Annotated in this window: 16 protein-coding genes; 9 read left to right on the top strand and 7 right to left on the bottom strand. The window is 58.5% G+C overall.

Features of this window, described 5'->3' with window-relative positions:
- Window position 1 precedes the first annotated feature (1 nt).
- The 6 genes from AC0V6Q_RS04630 (at window position 2) to lexA (ending at window position 5,171) form a co-directional block, all read left to right on the top strand.
- Window positions 2–601 carry an anthranilate synthase component II gene (locus tag AC0V6Q_RS04630; protein ID WP_486167239.1) on the top strand — a complete coding sequence of 200 codons (600 nt, stop codon included), beginning with the start codon at window positions 2–4 and terminating at the stop codon, window positions 599–601.
- Window positions 598–1,590 (top strand): anthranilate phosphoribosyltransferase, encoded by a 993-nt coding sequence (gene trpD, locus AC0V6Q_RS04635; protein WP_486167240.1) that lies wholly within the window; start codon window positions 598–600, stop codon window positions 1,588–1,590. The genes AC0V6Q_RS04630 and trpD overlap by 4 nt, the downstream gene beginning before the upstream one ends.
- 8 nt (window positions 1,591–1,598) lie before the next feature.
- Window positions 1,599–2,387 carry an indole-3-glycerol phosphate synthase TrpC gene (gene trpC / locus AC0V6Q_RS04640; protein WP_486167241.1) on the top strand — a complete coding sequence of 263 codons (789 nt, stop codon included), beginning with the start codon at window positions 1,599–1,601 and terminating at the stop codon, window positions 2,385–2,387.
- A 193-nt stretch (window positions 2,388–2,580) separates the two neighbouring features.
- Complete coding sequence (gene moaC / locus AC0V6Q_RS04645; RefSeq protein WP_486167242.1) at window positions 2,581–3,057, top strand: cyclic pyranopterin monophosphate synthase MoaC; 477 nt, start codon at window positions 2,581–2,583, stop codon at window positions 3,055–3,057.
- Between the two features lie 5 nt (window positions 3,058–3,062).
- The gene (locus AC0V6Q_RS04650) at window positions 3,063–4,271 is read left to right on the top strand and encodes a molybdopterin molybdotransferase MoeA (protein WP_486169255.1); all 1,209 of its coding nucleotides are present in this window, start codon (window positions 3,063–3,065) and stop codon (window positions 4,269–4,271) included.
- Between the two features lie 201 nt (window positions 4,272–4,472).
- Window positions 4,473–5,171 carry a transcriptional repressor LexA gene (gene lexA / locus AC0V6Q_RS04655; RefSeq protein ID WP_486167243.1) on the top strand — a complete coding sequence of 233 codons (699 nt, stop codon included), beginning with the start codon at window positions 4,473–4,475 and terminating at the stop codon, window positions 5,169–5,171.
- Window positions 5,172–5,217: 46 nt separating this feature from the next.
- Here the strand turns inward: lexA and AC0V6Q_RS04660 are convergent, their stop codons facing one another.
- Window positions 5,218–7,497, bottom strand: a complete 2,280-nt coding sequence (locus AC0V6Q_RS04660) for a ComEC/Rec2 family competence protein (protein WP_486169256.1) — start codon at window positions 7,495–7,497, stop codon at window positions 5,218–5,220.
- Window positions 7,498–7,562: 65 nt separating this feature from the next.
- Here AC0V6Q_RS04660 and gltX point away from each other — a divergent pair, with 65 nt between their 5' ends.
- Window positions 7,563–8,993 carry a glutamate--tRNA ligase gene (gltX, locus tag AC0V6Q_RS04665; RefSeq protein ID WP_486167244.1) on the top strand — a complete coding sequence of 477 codons (1,431 nt, stop codon included), beginning with the start codon at window positions 7,563–7,565 and terminating at the stop codon, window positions 8,991–8,993.
- 60 nt (window positions 8,994–9,053) lie between these two features.
- Window positions 9,054–10,340 carry a citrate synthase gene (locus AC0V6Q_RS04670; protein ID WP_486167245.1) on the top strand — a complete coding sequence of 429 codons (1,287 nt, stop codon included), beginning with the start codon at window positions 9,054–9,056 and terminating at the stop codon, window positions 10,338–10,340.
- Window positions 10,341–10,413: 73 nt separating this feature from the next.
- Here the strand turns inward: AC0V6Q_RS04670 and AC0V6Q_RS04675 are convergent, their stop codons facing one another.
- The 4 genes from AC0V6Q_RS04675 to AC0V6Q_RS04690 form a co-directional block, all read right to left on the bottom strand.
- Window positions 10,414–11,847: a sensor histidine kinase gene (locus tag AC0V6Q_RS04675; RefSeq protein WP_486167246.1), complete on the bottom strand. Its 1,434-nt coding sequence runs from the start codon at window positions 11,845–11,847 to the stop codon at window positions 10,414–10,416.
- A 10-nt stretch (window positions 11,848–11,857) separates the two neighbouring features.
- The gene (locus AC0V6Q_RS04680) at window positions 11,858–12,802 is read right to left on the bottom strand and encodes a hypothetical protein (RefSeq protein ID WP_486167247.1); all 945 of its coding nucleotides are present in this window, start codon (window positions 12,800–12,802) and stop codon (window positions 11,858–11,860) included.
- 41 nt (window positions 12,803–12,843) lie between these two features.
- Window positions 12,844–14,055 carry a hypothetical protein gene (locus AC0V6Q_RS04685; protein ID WP_486167248.1) on the bottom strand — a complete coding sequence of 404 codons (1,212 nt, stop codon included), beginning with the start codon at window positions 14,053–14,055 and terminating at the stop codon, window positions 12,844–12,846.
- A 106-nt stretch (window positions 14,056–14,161) separates the two neighbouring features.
- Complete coding sequence (locus tag AC0V6Q_RS04690; protein WP_486167249.1) at window positions 14,162–14,479, bottom strand: Hpt domain-containing protein; 318 nt, start codon at window positions 14,477–14,479, stop codon at window positions 14,162–14,164.
- Between the two features lie 70 nt (window positions 14,480–14,549).
- Here AC0V6Q_RS04690 and AC0V6Q_RS04695 point away from each other — a divergent pair, with 70 nt between their 5' ends.
- On the top strand, window positions 14,550–17,132 hold the full coding sequence (locus AC0V6Q_RS04695; protein ID WP_486167250.1) for a coiled-coil domain-containing protein: 2,583 nt from the start codon (window positions 14,550–14,552) through the stop codon (window positions 17,130–17,132).
- A 20-nt stretch (window positions 17,133–17,152) separates the two neighbouring features.
- Here the strand turns inward: AC0V6Q_RS04695 and AC0V6Q_RS04700 are convergent, their stop codons facing one another.
- On the bottom strand, window positions 17,153–17,443 hold the full coding sequence (locus AC0V6Q_RS04700; RefSeq protein WP_486167251.1) for a DUF1467 family protein: 291 nt from the start codon (window positions 17,441–17,443) through the stop codon (window positions 17,153–17,155).
- On the bottom strand, window positions 17,443–19,107 hold the full coding sequence (locus AC0V6Q_RS04705) for a ribonuclease J (RefSeq protein WP_486167252.1): 1,665 nt from the start codon (window positions 19,105–19,107) through the stop codon (window positions 17,443–17,445). Before AC0V6Q_RS04705 ends, AC0V6Q_RS04700 begins: the two co-directional genes overlap by 1 nt.
- Window positions 19,108–19,140: the final 33 nt, after the last annotated feature.

The following is a 19,140-nucleotide window of genomic DNA, read 5'->3' on the forward strand; positions in this document are numbered from 1 at the left end:
TATGATCCTAGTAATCGATAATTACGACAGCTTCACCTTCAACCTTGTCCATTATCTGATGGAACTGGGTGCGGATGTGCGGGTGGAGCGCAATGACGCTTTGAGCGCGGCTGAGGCGCTTGCCACCAATGCCAGCGGTTTTCTCATTTCGCCCGGACCCTGCACCCCCAATGAGGCCGGGGTCAGCCTTGATCTGGTCGCGGCTTGTGCAGATGCGGGCAAGCCTTTGATGGGGGTGTGCCTTGGCCACCAATCCATCGGGCAACACTTCGGCGGAACGGTCACACGCGGCGGATTGATGCATGGCAAAACCTCGCCTGTGACACACGATGGCAGCGGGCTTTTCGAAGGTCTCCCCAGCCCCTTCACCGCCACGCGCTATCACAGCCTTGAGGTGGTCGATGTGCCGACAAGCCTGATCGCAAATGCCCATGCCGATACGCCGGGCGAAGATCACCCCAGCGTTATGGGCTTTCGTCACGCAGAGCTTCCCATCCATTCTGTGCAATTCCACCCCGAAAGCATCGCGACCGAGCACGGACACGCATTGCTTGCCAATTTTATGCAGATTTGCGGGCTTGAACCAGAGGAACTACCGTGAGCGTCCTACCCCTTGATGCGCCTCACCTCACCCGCGCCGAGGCGGATGAAGTCTTCGCCAATGTCCTCGACCTGAAAGCCAGCGCAGAGGAAATCGAGGCTTTCCTCATCGCCCTGTCCGAACGCGGCGAAACCGCAACCGAAATCGCGGCAGCGGCCAGTGCCATGCGCGCGCGCGTCAATGGCATCGAAGCGCCAGACAATGCGGTCGATTGCTGCGGCACGGGCGGCGATGGACAGCACACGCTCAACGTCTCCACCGCCGTCAGCCTCGTGGTCGCCGCTTGCGGAGTTCCTGTCGCCAAACATGGCAACCGCGCAGCTTCGTCGAAATCTGGCGCAGCAGACACGTTGGAAGCGCTCGGCCTTGATATGGTTGCAGCCGTTCGCTGCGCGCAAAAGACGCTCGACGAGGTTGGCATCTGCTTCCTCTTCGCGCGCGTCCACCACCCTGCCCTTGGCCCCATTGCGCCGATCCGCGAGAAAATCGGCAAGCGCACGATCTTTAACCTCCTTGGCCCCCTCACCAATCCCGCAGGGGTTCGCCGCCAGTTGATCGGTCTTGCCCGCCCCGAACTCGTGCCAGCCTATGCCGAGGCGAAGGCGAGCCTTGATACAGACCCCGCTTTCATCGTTTCCGGTGATGAGGGGCTGGACGAACTCAGCCTTGCAGGCGGCAATACCCTTGCCGATGTGGCTGGCGGGCAAGTCACCATGCGGCGCGTGGATGCTGGCGATCTTGGCCTTCCCAATGCTCCGCTCGAAGCCATTCGCGGCGATGACGCCACCTACAACGCAGCCGCGCTCACCCGCCTGCTTGGCGGTGAAAAAGGCGCATATCGCGACGCTGTCCTGTTGAACGCGGCAGGCACCCTGATTGTCGCAGGCGTTACCGATGATTGGAAAGAAGCCGCCGCCAAAGCTGCCGAAGCGCTCGATAGCGGCGCGGCGAAAGCCCTGCTCGCCAAATGGATCGAATTGACGGTATAGCGCCCCCGATGAACAAACTTGAAGAAATCTGCCAGACAAAGCTCGGCGAAGTTGCCGCTCGTAAAGCTGCGAACTCCCCCACTGACCTTGAGGCGCTGGCTGCACAGCAAACGGCCCCGCGCGGGTTTGAAGCAGCGCTGCGCACAAAGGCCGAAACCGGTTTTGCCCTGATCGCGGAAGTCAAAAAGGCAAGCCCCTCAAAAGGCCTCATCCGCCCCGATTTTCACCCCGCCGATCATGCACGCGATTACGAAAAAGGCGGCGCGGCTTGTCTCAGCGTCCTCACCGACGCGCCCTATTTCCAGGGCCATGAAGATTACCTCGTCGAAGCGCGCAACGCCTGCACGCTTCCCTCACTTCGCAAGGATTTCATGGTCGATCCATGGCAGTGCCTTGAAGCGCGCAGCATCGGGGCAGACGCAATCCTCATCATTGTCGCAGCGCTCGACGATACCGTGATGGCGGAAATCGAAGCGGCCGCGAGCGACCACGACATGGATGTGCTGGTCGAGGTGCACGATGAGGCAGAGATGGAGCGCGCCCTCACCCACCTCAACAGCCGCCTGATCGGTGTGAACAACCGCGACCTTAAAACCTTCACCACTTCGCTTGCGACAACAGAACGCCTCGCGCCAATGGTGCCGCAAGGCACTATGCTGATCGGAGAAAGCGGGATCGCCACCCATGCCGATTGTGTCCGCCTGTCGAAAAGCGGCGTGCGCGGGTTTCTGGTGGGCGAAAGCCTGATGAGCGCCGATGATGTGGCGGCGGCAACGTCCGAGCTTTTGAACGGATAGCCTATCGGCAAGGCCCGGTTCCCCCATGCTGCACTGTCCTACAACTGCGAAAAATGTCATCAGGTGAGCGCAATGACCATTCAGCCGCCTCTTTCATCGATCCAAGCGATTGAAACGCGCATCACTGATCAATTGGTTTTTTGCTCTTGAACAGTGTGTCAAGTGTGTCAAAAAGTGCCGAAAAGGAAGTAAAATGAGCCGCTTAACGCATATTGCCGAGGACGGCGCGGCGCATATGGTCGATGTGGGCGGCAAAGCCGAAACGCACCGCGTGGCGATCGCAAGCGGGCTTATCACCATGTCCAGGGACGCACTTGAAGCGATCCGCCAAGGGGATGCCCCCAAAGGCGACGTGTTAGGGACAGCGCGCGTGGCCGCAATTATGGCAGCCAAGCGAACGGGCGACCTTATCCCCCTGTGCCATCCGCTGGGCCTTGAGGCGGTCACGGTGGATTTCACCTTTGAAGAAGCGGGTATCCGCGTCAACGCCAGCGCCTCTCTGACCGGCAAAACCGGCGTTGAGATGGAGGCGATGGTGGCTGTATCGACAGCGCTCCTCACCATTTACGATATGGCCAAGGCAATCGACAAAGGAATGGTCATTGGCGAGGTTCGCCTGATCGAAAAACGCGGCGGCAAGTCTGGCACCTGGAAAGCGGACGCGCTGTGAGTGCCATGCTCTCCCTCGAAGAAGCGCAGAAACGGCTACTCGCGCTAGCGCCGACAACACAGGCCTTTAACGTCGGCTTGGAAATCGCTGCCAACGTCACCTGCCAACGATGGCTCGCGCGCAACCACAAAGCACGGCGCACACAGCCTGCAGCCGATCTGTCTGCAATGGATGGCTACGCGGTCTCTGGCGATGGCCCTTGGGAAAGAGTGGGCGAAAGCAAGGCGGGAACCCCATTTCATGGCACGCTTGTTCCCGGCCAGTGCACCCGCATCTCGACCGGCGCGCATATGCCCGAAGGCGCGAACGCGGTGCTGATCCAAGAGAATGCCAGGGTCGACGGCGCGGTGGTATTTGCGACAGCGACGCCTGCGCCAAGCGAACACATCCGCCGTTCAGGATTTGACTTTGGAACTGGAGAGGTAGTGCTCGAAAAAGGCGCTCCTGTCACTCCAGCGACAATTGCCGTGGCAGCCTCTGCGGGCTTGGACTCTTTGCGTGTGGGGGGCGCGCCTCATGTGGCAGTGCTCGATAGCGGGGATGAACTGGTGCCTGCCGGAAGGCCCTGTGCACTCCATCAAATCCCGGCAAGCAATGGCATAATGCTTACCGCAATGCTCAGCCCCTATGTCGGAACGCTAAAGCCAATCGGCCCCGTCGCCGACGACCGCGCCGCGCTTGCGGTAGCTCTGGAACAGGCCGATGAGCATGACATCGTCATCACCTCGGGCGGGGCATCGGTTGGCGACCATGATCTTGTGCAAGAGGCCTTGCGAGAGTGGGGCGCGGAAATCGAGTTCTGGAAGGTCGCGATCAAGCCGGGCAAGCCGTTAATGGTGGCCACACGCCAGACCAAATGGGGCCAGCAAGTCATCCTCGGGCTTCCGGGAAACCCTGTGTCGAGCTTCGTAACCGCCTTCCTCTTCGCCCTTCCCCTGGTGCGCGCCTCTTTGGGAGCCCCTGATCCGCTCCCGGGGACCATACAACTAGTTGCGGGTGAGGAGCTGCCTGCGACTGGTCCGCGCCACGAGTTCATGCGTGGCATACTGAACGACGGGATAGCACGTCTTGCGTCCTCTCAGGATTCAAGCGCATTGGGAGCCTTGGCCATGGCCAATTGCCTTATCAGCCGGCCAGCCCATTCACCCCCAGTCCAGTCAGGCGAGCATGTGGAAGTATATCTCCTCCACAATGGCGGTTTTGCGGGAGTTTAACCAAGGCACACGCTTGACTTGGCGAATCAAGTTGCCTATTCGTTCCGCATTCGTTCACCATAATGGTCGGACGGTTAGCGTTCTGTATCGCACCTGTTCCGTTTTCCGGATCGGTGCCTCTATGGGGTGCGCAACTTTGGCACTGTGCCTCGGGACCCTATCGTTCCGGTGCACGTAGAGTGCGGCTGATGGAGTTTGCCCATGCTAACGGCAAAGCAACACGAACTGATCCGTTTCATTCAGCAGCGTCTGGAAGAAACCGGCATTTCACCCAGTTTTGAAGAAATGAAAGAAGCGCTCGATTTAAAGAGCAAGTCGGGCGTTCACCGCCTGATCTCTGCCCTTGAAGAACGCGGCTTTATCCGGCGTCTGCCCAACAGGGCACGCGCGCTGGAAGTGATCAAGAACCCCGAGGATTCCACCCCCATCCCGCGCAGCGCTCCTGCTGTTGCGGCGAATGACCGGGTGGTTGCGGCTGCTGCGTCTGCTCCCAAAGCAGCGCCAGAGCCTGCCAATGACGTGATAGAGATCCCTCTGCACGGCCGGATCGCTGCTGGCGCTCCGATTGAGGCGCTAGAGGGGCAAAGCTCGCTTCCTGTTCCTGCAGCCTTGCTTGGCCCGGGAGAGCATTATGCGCTTGAGGTGTCTGGCGATTCCATGATCGAGGCTGGCATCTTTGATGGTGATTTTGCGCTTGTGCGCCGGACCAATACGGCCCGCGATGGCGAGATCGTGGTGGCTCTTGTGAACGGCGAGGAAGCAACGCTCAAATACCTTCACAAAGACGGCAGCCTTGTGCGCCTTGATCCTGCCAATGCGAGCTATGACCCGCAGGTCTATGGTCCGGGCGAGGTTGAGGTTCAGGGCAAGCTTGCAGGGCTTCTGCGACGCTACCACTGACGGGCATGATTTGGGCGGGACCCGCGTTTGCGTTTGGGCCCGCCCGTCAATCCCGGGAACCGAGCCACCAACCATGCTCGCCTTGGCTCTCGCCAACGCTGGTGATGGTTTGGCCTTCAAGGTCGATCGCAAGGCCGCCTGATTGCTCGAGGAACCCTCGGTCCGCTTTAAGCCATCGCGGGCTGCATGACCGGGGCAGATAACGGTCAGCGACCACAATGTCCGCACGCTCGCAAGCAGCAGCAAGAGCGCGTTCTTCGATTAGCTCCCGATTGCGGGCAAGGAGCAGCGACCAATCGCGCCCTCCCCGCTCAAGGACAATGGTGCAAAATTCAGGCGAGCATCGCGCACCATCCCACTGCGCCAACGGGATCGGTTCTGATGTCACGCTGGCAAGCTCAAGCAGGTTGTCGCGCGAATATGAAGACCGGCTATCGCGCAAGGACAAAAGGCTTCGGCTTCCATCAGGCGCGGTCACCGTAAGCCCGACATGCCTCCCGTCCCTTCCTATCAGAACATCGGGAATGGGGGTAAGCAGCAATATGATCGCGGCAATCAATGCGGGCACAAAACCAAGCAATCGTGCTTTGCCCGTCCACAGCGCGAGCCAAAGCCCGCCTGCGGTGAAAAGCGCTATGGTGAGGCCGCTCATCTGGGGCATCAGTTTTACAGCGCCAGGCTGGGCCGAGGTGAAATGGGCAATTGCCAGAAGAAGATCGAGCGACTTCTCGGTCAACCACCAAAACGGTGCGCCAAGACCTATAATGTCGAACACAAGGCCCAAGGCGATTAGCGGCATCGACACGAACGTAACCAACGGGATCGCCAGCACATTCGCAAAAGCGCCGTAGACCCCGGCGCGGTGAAAGTGGAACAGGACGATCGGCATAAGAGCAATCTCGATCACGAGCCCCGTCAGGAACAGCATCGCAGTCCCGCGCCCCAACCGGGCAAAGCTGCTCTCCTCACGGGCTGCAAGAAACGCGCGAACAGGCGCGCTCGAATGCAGGGCGACAATGGCAAGGACCGCTGAAAAGCTCATCTGGAAGCTGGGCCCGATCACGCTTTCGGGCCAGAGAAGAAGCACGAATATCGCTGCCACTGCCACCATGCGCAGCGACAAAGCGTCTCGTCCGCTGGCAAGCGCAACAAGAACCAGCATAGCAGCAGCGCACGCACGAACGGTCGGGACCTGCGCCCCTGTCAAAAGCGTGTAGGCAATGCCCGCCAGTGCTCCGACGCCCGCAGCAATCACCGGCAAACGCACGCGAATCGCAAGCGCTGGAAAAAGGGCAAGCAGCTTGAGCGTGACAAGATAGGCTGCACCAATCACGGCGCTGACATGCAAACCGCTAATCGCAAGCAGATGGGTGAGCCCTGCATCGCGCATCGCCTCGCGGTCTTCCTCACCGATGGCGCCCCGGTCTCCGCTGGCAAATGCTGCGGCGATGTGCCCGGCAGAGCCATCGACCCGCGTTCGCACGTGCGCTGATAAAGCCCTTTGCGCGCGCGGGATCATTCCCGAAGCTTCGGCAGGTGTCACAATTGCGATGTCGCCAATAACGCTTCCCGACGCAGCCAACCCCTTGAACCAAGCGGCTCTTGCAAAGTCATATGCGCCGGGCAGCATCGGGCTTGCAGGCGGCATCAATCGCACCCGCATTCGCACAACTGCCCCCTCGACCAACCCGCTATCATCGCTCGTAAGTCCGGTGCCAGCGCCGGTCTGAACCATGGTGGCGGAAGGGATATTGACTCGGATTTTTCGGCTTTCGCCGCTTTCAGCATCGCGTACAGCCATTGTGAGGCGGATGCGATCTTGTGCGGGCTGATCATCGCGCGAAAGGATGTACCCCTGCACGCGTTCAACTTTCGGGCGCTCGATTGCCCTTGCGCCGACAAATTCCGAACGCATCCAAATCACGCTTATCCCGGCCGCGAAGAGCAGAGCGCACGCTATGATCGCACCGCGCAAATGATCGCGGCCCGTATTGTCGCGCCATGCGGCAAAGGCAAACAGGGCAAGAAGGATCGCAAGGCCAATCGCGCTCGCCCATTGCCACGGGGATTTCAGATAGAACCAGAAGAGTATGCCGCTGGCGAAAACCACCGCCAGCCACGGTGCCCGGTCAAAGCCGGCTTCTGCAAGAAAACGCTCTGCCCGCTCGGCAATCACACCGCCAAAGGCGCGCCAAATGCTGGACAATCCAGCATCCCTTTGCCACAGGCCAGCGAAAGCCTTTCGAGGCGTGGCTGGGATCGTTCCCGCAGTGGCGCTATCGCCTGCGGGTTTGTCTCCCATCGGAATAATCGGCGCATCGGCCATCGGCTCGCTTCCCCCCGGGGTAGGCACCGTTCCTTTTGCACCAAACGGATAGGAAGCTTAATTCTATGACGGCCCCTGCGTCAAATTCTTTGGACAATGCGCCTGTGGTAACCAGGTTTGCCCCTTCGCCCACGGGGTTCCTGCATATCGGCGGCGCGCGAACGGCGTTGTTCAATTGGCTTTTTGCCCGGCACAACGGGGGTAAAGCGCTTCTCCGGATCGAGGACACCGACAAGAAACGCTCAAGCCAGGAAGCTATTGATGCCATTCTGGACGGGCTCGCTTGGCTGGGCCTGGACTATGACGACGAGCCGGTTTTCCAGTCCAAACGCGCAGAACGTCATGCCGAGGTTGCGCACCAACTGCTCGAGGCGGGCCATGCATACAAATGCTTTGCGACACCTGAAGAGCTAGAGGCAATGCGCGCCGAGCAGCGTGCCCATAAACAACCAATGCGTTATGACGGGCGCTGGCGTGACCGTGATCCGTTGGAGGCGCCCGAAGGTGCATCTTACACGGTGCGATTGAAGACGCCTCAAGACGGCGAGGCAACCATCGAAGATCGCGTTCAGGGCAGCGTTTCGGTCAAGAACGAAGAGCTCGACGATTACATTATCCTTCGCGCAGACGGCACGCCGACATATATGCTCGCGGTTGTGGTTGATGACCATGACATGGGCGTGACCCATGTGATCCGCGGCGATGATCATTTGAACAACGCCTTTCGCCAATTGCCGATTTACCGCGCGATGGACGCCATCGAGGGTGGTTGGCCTGATCCGGTGTATGCGCATGTTCCGCTCATCCACGGTGCAGACGGGGCCAAGCTTTCAAAGCGTCACGGTGCATTGGGCGCGGAAACATACCGCGACGAATTCGGCATCCTTCCTGAGGCCCTTTTTAATTATCTACTGCGCCTTGGCTGGGGCCATGGCGACCGCGAGGAAATCACTCGCGAGGAAGCGATCGAGCTGTTCGATCTGTCTGGCGTTGGCAAAAGCCCATCGCGCTTCGACCTGAAAAAGCTGGAAAACCTTAACGGCCATTATATCCGCGAAGCAGACGATGCAAAGCTTGCACCGCTTGTTGCGCAGCGCATTGATGGCGATGTGGATATCGAGCTATTGACCAAGGCGATGCCGGTCTTGAAAACCCGTGCGAAGAACCTCGACGAACTGGCTGAAGGCGCGGGCTTTCTCTTTGCAAAACGGCCGCTCGAAATGACCGAAAAGGCCGCCAAATTGCTGGACGATGACGGCCGCGCGCGGCTTAGTTCCATTTCCAACGCATTATCAGCCGAAAATGACTGGACAATGGAGGCTCTCGAAGCCACTACGAAAGCGCTTGCAGAGGAACTGGATCTGGGCTTCGGCAAGCTGGCGCAGCCAATGCGCGCTGCCCTCACCGGGACGACAACCTCGCCCGGAATTTTTGACGTACTGGTCCTCTTGGGACGGGATGAATCCTTGGCTCGCATCGACGCGCAGGCTTCCTAGGAAGTTGAGTAAGAAGCAGGGCTAACAAGGATCTAGGAAAGATTGATTAGGAGACACATGGTGGCTGACAAGCAAGCGAAGCTCGAACTTGGCGGTAAGACACACGAATTTCCCGTGCTCGAAGGCAGCACCGGACCCGACGTAATCGACATTCGCAAGCTCTATGGCGCAACCGGAGCGTTCACCTTCGACCCTGGCTATAAGTCAACTGCAAGCTGTGAAAGCGCGCTGACCTATATCGACGGTCAGGAAGGCATTCTGCTCCACCGCGGTTACCCGATTGGCCAATTGGCTGAACACTCCAGCTTTATGGAAGTCAGCTATCTCCTGCTGAATGGCGAACTGCCGAATGCTGGTGAACTCACCGAGTTTGAAGACACCATCACCCGTCACACTATGCTCCATGAGCAATTGAGGACGTTTCTTCAGGGCTTTCGCCGGGACGCTCACCCGATGGCTATCATGTGCGGCGTTGTTGGCGCTTTGTCAGCATTCTACCATGACAGCACCGATATTTCGGACCCTGAACACCGCAAGATTTCCTCGCACCGCCTGATCGCAAAGATGCCGACAATCGCGGCGATGGCATATAAATATTCGGTTGGGCAGCCGTTCCTTTATCCCGATAACTCGCTGTCTTACACCGGCAACTTCCTGCGGATGACCTTTGGTGTTCCGGCGGAAGAATACGAAGTTCACCCGGCAATCGAAAAAGCAATGGACCGGATATTCATCCTCCACGCCGATCATGAACAGAACGCATCGACCTCTACCGTGCGCCTTGCAGGGTCATCGGGCGCGAACCCGTTTGCCTGTATCGCTGCGGGTATTGCCTGTCTTTGGGGCCCGGCACACGGCGGCGCGAACGAAGCGGCGCTCAACATGCTGCAAGAGATCGGTACGCCAGACCGCATCCCGCACTACATCGAGCGTGCGAAGGACAAGAACGATCCGTTCCGCCTGATGGGCTTTGGTCACCGTGTTTACAAAAACTACGATCCGCGTGCGACCGTCATGCAGAAGACACTTCGCGAGGTGTTTGAAGCCCTCAAGACCACCGATCCTGTGTTTGAAACCGCGCTGAAGCTTGAAGAAATCGCTCTCAATGACGATTATTTCAAAGAGAAGAAGCTGTTCCCGAACGTCGATTTCTACTCGGGCATCATTTTGAGTTCGATCGGCTTCCCGACAACGATGTTCACCGCGCTCTTCGCGCTTGCACGCACCGTTGGCTGGGTTGCTCAGTGGAACGAGATGATCTCTGATCCAGCGCAGGTGATCGGCCGTCCACGTCAGCTCTACACGGGCCCAACGCAGCGCGACTATGTGCCGGTAGGCCAGCGCTAAGCGACGCCAATCCTAAGATAAAACGGGCGCGGTTTGCAGATATGCAGGCCGCGCCTTTTTGTCGCGTTAGGCTTTATTGAGTGTCGATCTCGGGCAAGGTCAGCTTGAACTGCGCGCCCATATGATCCGCGCTTTGCTTTTGCGGCAAAACCTGAAGGTCCCCCTCCATCGCAAGGGCAAGCTTGCGAGAGATAAACAGCCCAAGACCCGATCCAGTGTCATTGCCACCGTCGCTATCCCGGCCAAGGCGCTCGAACTTGTCGAAAATTTTGTCAGCCTGCTCCCTTGTCACGCCGGGCCCCTGATCGCTCACCGTCACGCTGACCAAGCCGCGACCGTCTTCGCCCACGCTCACTGACACTTGGCTCTCCTCGGGCGAATAGGCGATGGCGTTCCCGATCAGATTGATGAGAATCTGCAATACGCGCCGGAACTCTGCGGCGGCGTAAATCGGTTCGGCCAGCCTATCGACTTTCACCGAGATTCCCCGCCCCTGTGCTCTTACGCCCAGAATGCCCGCAGCCCGCTGAGCGACATCCGCCAGATCGACGCGCTCTTTCGCGGTCCTGAAGCCGGGCGCTTCGACCACCTCGAGGTCGGCAAGATCATCGAGCATACCGGCAAGGTGCTGGCCAGCGGCCGCGATATTGGCGGCGTATTCGCTATACTCTGCACGCAGCGGCCCTGCGAGCCGGGCATGGATTGTCTCTGCATTGGCGATAATTCGCGCGATGGGTTGGCGCAGCACAGGGGTTAGCGCGCTACCAACCAGGCGAGAATGCTCTGGAGCGTCCTTGTCGGGCGCATCGCCATGGGCGGCACCATCACTTAAAGGTTCGTTCGCTACAAACAAAAGCTCAAACCCGCGAGGCGCAGAGGCCGATGGCCCGACAGGCAGCAACCGCGCCCGCCAACTGCGGCTTGAACCCGGAATAGTGGCCTTTGCCCCGTCCAAAAGCCGCCAATGGAGCGGTTGTTCATGGGCAATGCCTTCAAGCTTAACATACTCGCTCCAAAGCTTGCCCGGAGCCGCCTCAACCGCTTCACAAAGCGCCTGAGCATCGCTGCTCAATGATGTGATAACCTGAAGCTTTTGCCAAGCATCAAGCCGTGCCGTAATCTCCGCCGACGCGCGGTCAGCTGCATCGAGCCAGCCCGTGCTTGTCCGCGTCTGGGCATCATCCTGCGCGCCGCCTAGCCAGTTTTCTATGATGATCTCGCAGCCGCCTGCAACGTCACTGTCATCAACGGCTTCAAGAACCGGATTTACGCGGACAAAACCGCCGACCCTGTCCTGACCGTCAAAGGCGCTGAATTCGCGGGCAATGCGCAGCCCCCTCTCGCGGCATTGGCGGACGAGTTCGCGCAGTTCAGGCACCGCCAAGGCACCCGGCAAACGCCCACCACAAGCCTCTTGCAGTTCTGCAAGCAGCTCATCCGCTTTGACGAGCCGATCATGTTCATCGGTCAGGCCGTGTGCGGCAATGATGGATTGCTGGCGGTTCATAAGCGGCGCTCTACACCTCGCTCATTTCGCGCAAGGTGTCTTGAGCAAGCGCTTGAGAAAGCGCCTCAAAACCGCTCGGCAGTGACTTGGTCCCACCCAAGAGCGCTATCTGCGCATCGATCGCATGTGAGCTGAGCCCTCCAGCCTTAAGCATAAGGGCAAGCCTCACGGTCTGGCTTTCATGACAGGCAAACACTGTGCGTTCACGCGGTTGCTGTGTCAGGGACGCCGCAGCGCTTGCAAACAGGGCAAGGCCAGCGTGGCCAAGATCAAGAGCGGCAACAGCGCCGCCTTGCATTGCCGAAACCAGCCTTCCCAAAAGGCCAATTCTGCCAGCGCCTTCATCAAACCCGTGCTTCAGTCTTGTAACAGCCGCTGCGATTGTGTCGGTGTCCGCGCCAAGAGGCGCATCCGCAAACCGGTCAAGAACGCGGCTAAACACCTCGAACGGAAGTTCTCCAAGCAGCATTTCCATCCGCTGCTGGCTTTGGGAAAAGCGTGATTGTGCGGCCATTGCGCCCATCGCAAGCTCTGCAATCTCGGGCCGTTCCGAGGCGATAAGCTCCTGCATCAAAGGGCTAAGCACAGGGTCAATAGACGCTGAATGCGCTAGTCTTCCCGTCAAATGCCCTTCGAGAGCGGCCACGTAGAGATGGTCGACAATCGCCTCATCCGCGGCCAAATGCTGCGCCAGCATTTCTGTGCGGTCTTCCATATCTGGAATGGCGACTGCGTCAGAGACCAATTCGCCGAGCAATTGCTCTGCAATATGGCGCATCATTCCGCGCAGGCGCGCGATAATCGCATCGCCAAAAAGGCTGGTCCCCTCCCCTTCGAGCAGATGCCCGACAACAGGCGCAACCGATCGCAGCGCGCGGTTGCCGCGCGCCATTTCATCCCGAAGGAATGCATCCACCAAGGTGGACTGAGATCGGTCTATCGCCATCTTGCCCATTGCGTAGCCCCTACAGGGTTAAGGTTAAGCCCCGGTTAGCCTTACAGACTATCTCCTTTTGTGTAGGCGCGCAGCAGCAATTGGAAAAGCGCGCCAAGAGCGAACACAAGCAAGGCAGTGTGAAGGAAACCAAAGGCGGCACAGACAGCAAATATTGCAAGATGCAAGGGCGTGTCGCGCCAGAATGCCTGAATTTGCGCCTGCCTATCATGGGCAGAGAGGGCAGAAAGCCCTAATCCAAACAACGGGATAGCGATACTGGACTGCCAGTCGGAGGCCCCCAAATTTGCCAGAACAAGCACCACGCACGCGAGCGCGCTTATCGCAAGTGTAAGCCAGCGCAGGCGTGCGTTCTTGCCCGATTGGCCTGAAATGCCGCTGCGCAAACTGCTCGAACCTTGTGCCAAAAACGCAGCAAATGCGCTCAGACTAGCGAGCGCCAGTGCCGATACTCCGAACCCGAAACCGGCCAATCCTGCCGCTATTACCATTCCGGTGACAGCAGCCGCAGCTGCGATTTCGCTTCCCGAACCAAACCATCGGCTTGCCGACAACCGAACAACAGTGGTTGCTAAACCTGCCCCTGGCCCCGCCCAATTTGCCTCGGGAAGGCTCGCCTCCATCAGTGCCTTGCCGCGAAGATCGAGGCTCTCGCGGTCGCTTGCGAGGACCCATTGGTTGTTTTCCAGAAGGAGCGCAGGCACATTTTCACGGGCCACGCGCGCCTGAAGCCCGATCCGCAACAGCAATGATACCGCATCGGCATCATCCGGCATTTCTTTGAGCGATTCAGCGCATTCTCCGGGTAGGACGGCAACGCCGCCCCAGTGCTTTTGCCCGTCAATCCGTTCAAAATCAGAAGGATATGCCGCGCTTAGCGAGTGATCTGCATCAAGTTCGAAAATGCTGTTTTGTAAATCGCCATTTGCTTCCAAATCCTCATCCAGCGCATCCTGATCGATGATGAGGCCATCAAGCTGGACGAACAGCTGGTCCCCATTGCGGACCAGATTGGTCAATTGCATATGATTGCGCAGGGCATGAAAGGATGCCCCTGCACGCTCTACCCTTCGTTGCTGTTCAATGACCAACTCGCTGGCCGGCACCATGCAAAGGCAGATCACCCGCTCGCATCGCAGCTTTAGCGCCAGATCAATCTGCCATTCGAGCACGCTTCGCCCGGCAAGCTGCTGCTCTGCTCGCAATTCATCATTTGAAGTACGCTCGATCGCCGAGACTAAAGCAATGCGCAAAGCCAAGCTCCCTACAAGGATGGGCTAGCGCATGCGCTACGCCTTATGCCCCTAGCGCATCAAGCGTAAGAGCGAGGCAGTATCCACGATTTTGAGGCAGTTAGAGCTAGAAGCGTCCCGGAGTGTTGCCGTTAAAGCGGGCAAGCACGGCTTCGATTTCGCGGATCGCGGTCGGTTCGCCGGGAGCGGAGGAAAGCGCGTTTTCCGCCGCGTCGAGCAGATCTTGCGCATGAAAGCTTGCGGCGAGCCCTTTCAGCCGATGGGCTGCAACGTTCCAATTTCCATCGCATCGTGAACGCTTTAACAGGTCGAGAAGCTTCTCGGCACTTTCGATAAAGGCACCACGAAGCTCTCCGAGCAAGGCCGGGTTATCGCCTGCTGCCGCAGCGAGAGTCGCATCAAGAGCACCATTTTCAAAAGCCATAAAATGCCGATTAGCCGGATTCGGGTTAATGTGGGGTTTATCCTTCCACCGGCTGTGGTATTCTCGTCAAATGGCAAGTGGAAAGCACATTCGCGCGGTCGGCCAAAATGCCGAGACCAAGGCGCAATCTGATACCGATAAAGCGGCAACGGACGCAATGCACGATGAAGGCGTGGATTTCGCCGATGCGATTGAGCCGGAGGACGAGCTTGATCTGACGCAGTACGATTTGGAGGAAGGCTTCGAAGAAGAAGCCACTGAGCGTGGAATGACTTGGGCCGCGCCTGCCCTGGCCATTGTGGCGGTGATCGGATGGACAGGATTTTATGGCTGGGCCGTTCAGGATCAACTGTTGAGCGCCGCAACCATGCCAAGCGAGTGGACCCGCCTTTTCGTGGATTGGTCTGTGCCAATTCTGCTCATTGGTGTCGCGTGGCTTCTCGCGATGCGCAATTCACGCTCTGAGGCCAATCGCTTTGCGCAAAGCGCCGCGCTTTTGTCGCAAGAGAGCCGGGAGCTGGAAAACCGCCTTACAGTTGTGAACCGCGAACTTAGCCTTGCGCGCGAATTTCTGGGTGCCCAGTCGCGCGAGCTTGAGAGCCTCGGCCGCTTGGCGAGCGAGCGCATCTCAACCCATGCTGACACGCTGCAGAGCCTGATCAAAACCAATGGCAAGCAAGTCGAAGCCATCGGAAGCGCTAGCGAGAGCGCGCTTGCCAATATGACGCGACTGCGCGACGATTTGCCCGTTGTCGCCAATTCTGCTCGCGATGTGTCCAATCAGGTGGGCGCAGCAGGGCGGACCGCGCATGAGAATCTGGAAAAACTGGTCACGAGCTTTGATCGCCTCAACGAATTTGGCCGGGCGAGCGAGACGCAGGTGACCTCGATTGAAGGCCGTGTCGGAGATGTCCTGACCCGCTTTGAAGAGCAGATAAGCTCTATTCAAGAGCGCGCCGGGGCAAGGCTCGACGAAGTCAAAGCCAGCACCCAGCAATACCAGGGCGAAGTCGAAAACGCGGAACGCACGGCGCTCGACGCTCTTAAGGAGCGCTTGAACACTCTGAGGTCCGAAACCGAACAAATGGGATCGGCCCTTCGCAACAGCGAAGAGCAGGCGATGGCTAAGCTTGATGCCTCAAAACAGCGTTTTTCCGATGAAGTTGTGAAGACAATCAATTGGCTGGATGAAGTCGATGCGAAAGCCATCGGCCTTGCGCAAAAACGTGTCGAAGACCTCAACGCCAAAGTCGCCTTGTTCGTCGAGCAATTGGAAACGCGCGATCGTCAGTTCAACGAACAGGTTGTGCGCGTTCAAGAGGAGTTTTCGACCAATGAAGCGCAGGCAAGCGAGGTTCTTGCCCAGCGCCTGGCCGATCTTGATGATGCCCTATCGCAGCGCCGGCAGGCCCATAGTGCAGAGACAGAAAAACTGGTCTCCCATTCGGCCGAGCTCAATGACAAGATCGAAGAGCTCACGGCGCTGATTGCGCAAGCCAAGGAAGAAACAGGTTCTGCCGAAACCATTTTGTCATCGGGTCTCCAATCTCTCGACGAGCAGATTGAAGAAAAGCGCGAGAAGCTGCGCCAGACGCAAGCGGAGATCACCGAACTTACCGAAGCAGGCGTGCGCCTTCTCGAGATCATCCAGTCGAGCGCAACCTTCACCCGCGAAAATTTGCCAGAGGCAATGAAGGTCACTCTTGGCACCCTGACAAACGTTGAAGAACGCGCGCAAGAGGTCTCCACGCTGATGCTGGTGACCAATGAAAAAGCCGACGCGCTCACCAATTACTTGATCGAAGCACGCGGCAAGATCGATGAGAACGATGCATCGATCGAGGCTTTGCATTCCAAAACCGCCGAAAATTCAGACGAAGCATTGGCGCGCATTCAAGGGCTGCAAAGCGGACTTGCCCGCCTTGCCGAGGAAAGCGAGACCCTGGCAGGCGGCACGCAGGAACGTCTGCGCGAAGAGCTTGCAAAGCTTGATACGGCCACCAAAGATGTATTCGAAACCCTTGACAACGGTGCACGAGAGAAAGTTGGCGAACTCGCAGCAACCCTTTCAAAACGTGCGGTCGAAGAGCTTGAGCGGTCCTTGCGTAACAATTCGGCCGAAGCCGCCGGTAAGCTGGAACAGGCGGCTGCGCATGCGTCGGGCGTCAGCCGGGAGGCGACCGTCCAACTGCGCGATCAATTGGCCAAAGTGAACGAGCTTACCAAAAACCTTGAGCAGCGCATCGCGCGCGCCCGCGAGCTTGCCGAAGAGCAGGTCAACAATGACTTTGCACGGCGCATGGCATTGATCACAGACAGCCTCAATTCGTCAGCAATCGACCTCACATCGGCGCTGGCGCAAGAGGTGTCGGACACTTCGTGGGATGCCTATCTCAAAGGTGACCGCGGTATCTTTACCAGGCGCGCCGTGCGTCTGATTGATAGCGGCGAAGCGCGCGAGATTGCCGAACTTTATCAGAACGATGACGAGTTCAGGGCCAATGTCAGCCGCTACATTCACGACTTCGAGGCGATGCTGCGCTCGGTGCTATCCACCCGCGATGGCAAGGCCTTGGGCGTGACGGTTCTGGGTTCGGACGTGGGCAAGCTTTACGTTGTGCTGGCGCAGTCGATTGAACGGCTCAGACAATAATCGGTGTGCGAATAGAGCAATCAGCGCGGCGTAGTGACTGAGGCCGGGGGTTTGGGCAGAATGTCCAGATCCTCAGGGGTCACCCAGCCATATTCGTAATTGAGCACGAACAAGCTTGTCAGAACAATCGCGATCACCGTTGCGCGGATGAGAAGCTTGCCCGGCTTAAAGCTTGATGGTGCGCTTTCCGCCTGACCCGGCACCAGCGCTTCTCCCACTTCCTCGGAAGTACGCACCCCGAAAGGCAGCATGATAAACGCGCTCATCACCCAGATGAGAAAATAGACCGCGAGGATCGAAGTCCACTGCATCACTCGGCGCCCTTCGTGAGCCCTGGCATAAGCACGCGCACTTGCGGGTTCTTGCCAGACCAACGCCGCGCAGCACGACGCGCGGCAAGACGAGCGGCCTCGTGCACCGCTGCAGGATCGCCCGCATCGCGGCCTTTCAATTTTCCGATAGCCTTAAGGATGTCCTCACGCGTTTCTTCGACGAATTCGGGCAGATCTTCATCAAGCGGCAGGCCGATGGCCTCGATCAAAGGCGCTTCGCCTCGGGCGAGTACGACAATCACCATTCCTTCAAAAGACACCCGGCGGCGCGTGTTGACCGCATCACCATCGGCAGGCGAGATGATGTCACCATCAAGCACAAGGCGGCCATTGCGCACTTCGGCAATCTTGCCCGGAGCGCCCGGTGCAAGGCGAACGATATCGCCATTGGATTGCACCACATTGTTGGGGATGCCGCATGACTTTCCGAGCCGCGCCTGCTCCTGCATATGCCGCATCTCGCCATGGACCGGGACAAGTGTCTCGGGGCGAAGCCAGCTGTAGAGCGCTTCCAGTTCAGGACGGCCCGGATGGCCGGACACGTGAATAAAGCTCTGCCGGTCGGTGATCATTTCAATCCCGCGCGTGGCCAACTGGTTCTGCATCTTGCCAACCGAGATTTCATTGCCGGGGATGAGGCGCGATGAAAACAGCACAACATCGCCAGAGACCAGTTCAAGCGGATGATTGTCGTCAGCAATCCGCGCAAGGGCCGCGCGAGGTTCGCCCTGCCCGCCTGTGGCCAGGATCATCACCTCACCGCGCGGCAAACGCATGGCGGTGTCGAAATCCACAGGTGCCGGGAAGTCTTCGAGATAGCCATTGTCCTGCGCGACTTCTAGGATGCGGTCGATCGAGCGGCCAGCCACGCACACTTGGCGACCCGTTTCGCGCGCAACCTCGCCAAGGGTATGGAGCCGAGCGACATTGCTCGCAAAGGTCGTAACGAGGACGCGCTTGCCCTTGTGCTTGGCGACCTCTTCCATAAGGCCTTTATGCACGGCGCCTTCGGAACCAGAGGGGTTGGGATTAAAGACATTGGTGCTGTCGCAAACCAGCGCCAATACGCCCTCATCGCCAATCGCGCGAAGTTCTTCTTCCGTGGTGGGCTCGCCGATGATGGGATCTTCGTCGAGCTTCCAATCCCCGGTGTGAAAGACCTTTCCATACGGCGTTTCGATCAGAAGCGCATTGCCCTCTGCGATAGAGTGGGCGAGCGGAAGATAGGTGACATTGAACGGACCGATATCGATCTGGCCGTGGTCTTCCTCGATAATGTTGAGCTCAACCTGACCAAGCAGCCCCGCCTCTTCGAGCTTTCTCGCCACCAGATCGGCAGTGAACGGGGTCGCATAAAGCGGCACGCCCAATTCGCCCGCGAAATATGGCACCGCGCCGATGTGGTCCTCATGCGCGTGGGTCAGGACAATGCCGAGAAGGTCTTTGGTCCGCTCTTCGATAAAGTCGAGATCGGCAAAGACCAGGTCAACGCCCGGATATTCTCCGCCCGAAAAGGTCATGCCCAAATCGACCATCAGCCATTTGCCGTCGCACCCGTACAGGTTGACGTTCATGCCAATCTCGCCCGAGCCGCCAAGGGCCAGGAAAAGCAGTTCTTGCTCTGGTTTGTAATTTTTATTCACGAATTGTGTGTCGTTCTATCCCAAGTATCCGAT

Source organism: Erythrobacter sp. S227 (assembly GCF_057364925.1).

Bases quoted from the DNA above. Each gene is read 5' to 3' on its own strand.
- AC0V6Q_RS04630 (WP_486167239.1), top strand. From the start codon at position 2: ATGATCCTAGTAATCGATAATTACGACAGCTTCACCTTCAACCTTGTC.
- trpC (WP_486167241.1), top strand. From the start codon at position 1,599: ATGAACAAACTTGAAGAAATCTGCCAGACAAAGCTCGGCGAAGTTGCC.
- moaC (WP_486167242.1), top strand. From the start codon at position 2,581: ATGAGCCGCTTAACGCATATTGCCGAGGACGGCGCGGCGCATATGGTC.
- AC0V6Q_RS04650 (WP_486169255.1), top strand. From the start codon at position 3,063: ATGCTCTCCCTCGAAGAAGCGCAGAAACGGCTACTCGCGCTAGCGCCG.
- lexA (WP_486167243.1), top strand. From the start codon at position 4,473: ATGCTAACGGCAAAGCAACACGAACTGATCCGTTTCATTCAGCAGCGT.
- AC0V6Q_RS04660 (WP_486169256.1), bottom strand. From the start codon at position 7,497: ATGGCCGATGCGCCGATTATTCCGATGGGAGACAAACCCGCAGGCGAT.
- gltX (WP_486167244.1), top strand. From the start codon at position 7,563: ATGACGGCCCCTGCGTCAAATTCTTTGGACAATGCGCCTGTGGTAACC.
- AC0V6Q_RS04675 (WP_486167246.1), bottom strand. From the start codon at position 11,847: ATGAACCGCCAGCAATCCATCATTGCCGCACACGGCCTGACCGATGAA.
- AC0V6Q_RS04680 (WP_486167247.1), bottom strand. From the start codon at position 12,802: ATGGGCAAGATGGCGATAGACCGATCTCAGTCCACCTTGGTGGATGCA.
- AC0V6Q_RS04690 (WP_486167249.1), bottom strand. From the start codon at position 14,479: ATGGCTTTTGAAAATGGTGCTCTTGATGCGACTCTCGCTGCGGCAGCA.
- AC0V6Q_RS04695 (WP_486167250.1), top strand. From the start codon at position 14,550: ATGGCAAGTGGAAAGCACATTCGCGCGGTCGGCCAAAATGCCGAGACC.
- AC0V6Q_RS04700 (WP_486167251.1), bottom strand. From the start codon at position 17,443: ATGCAGTGGACTTCGATCCTCGCGGTCTATTTTCTCATCTGGGTGATG.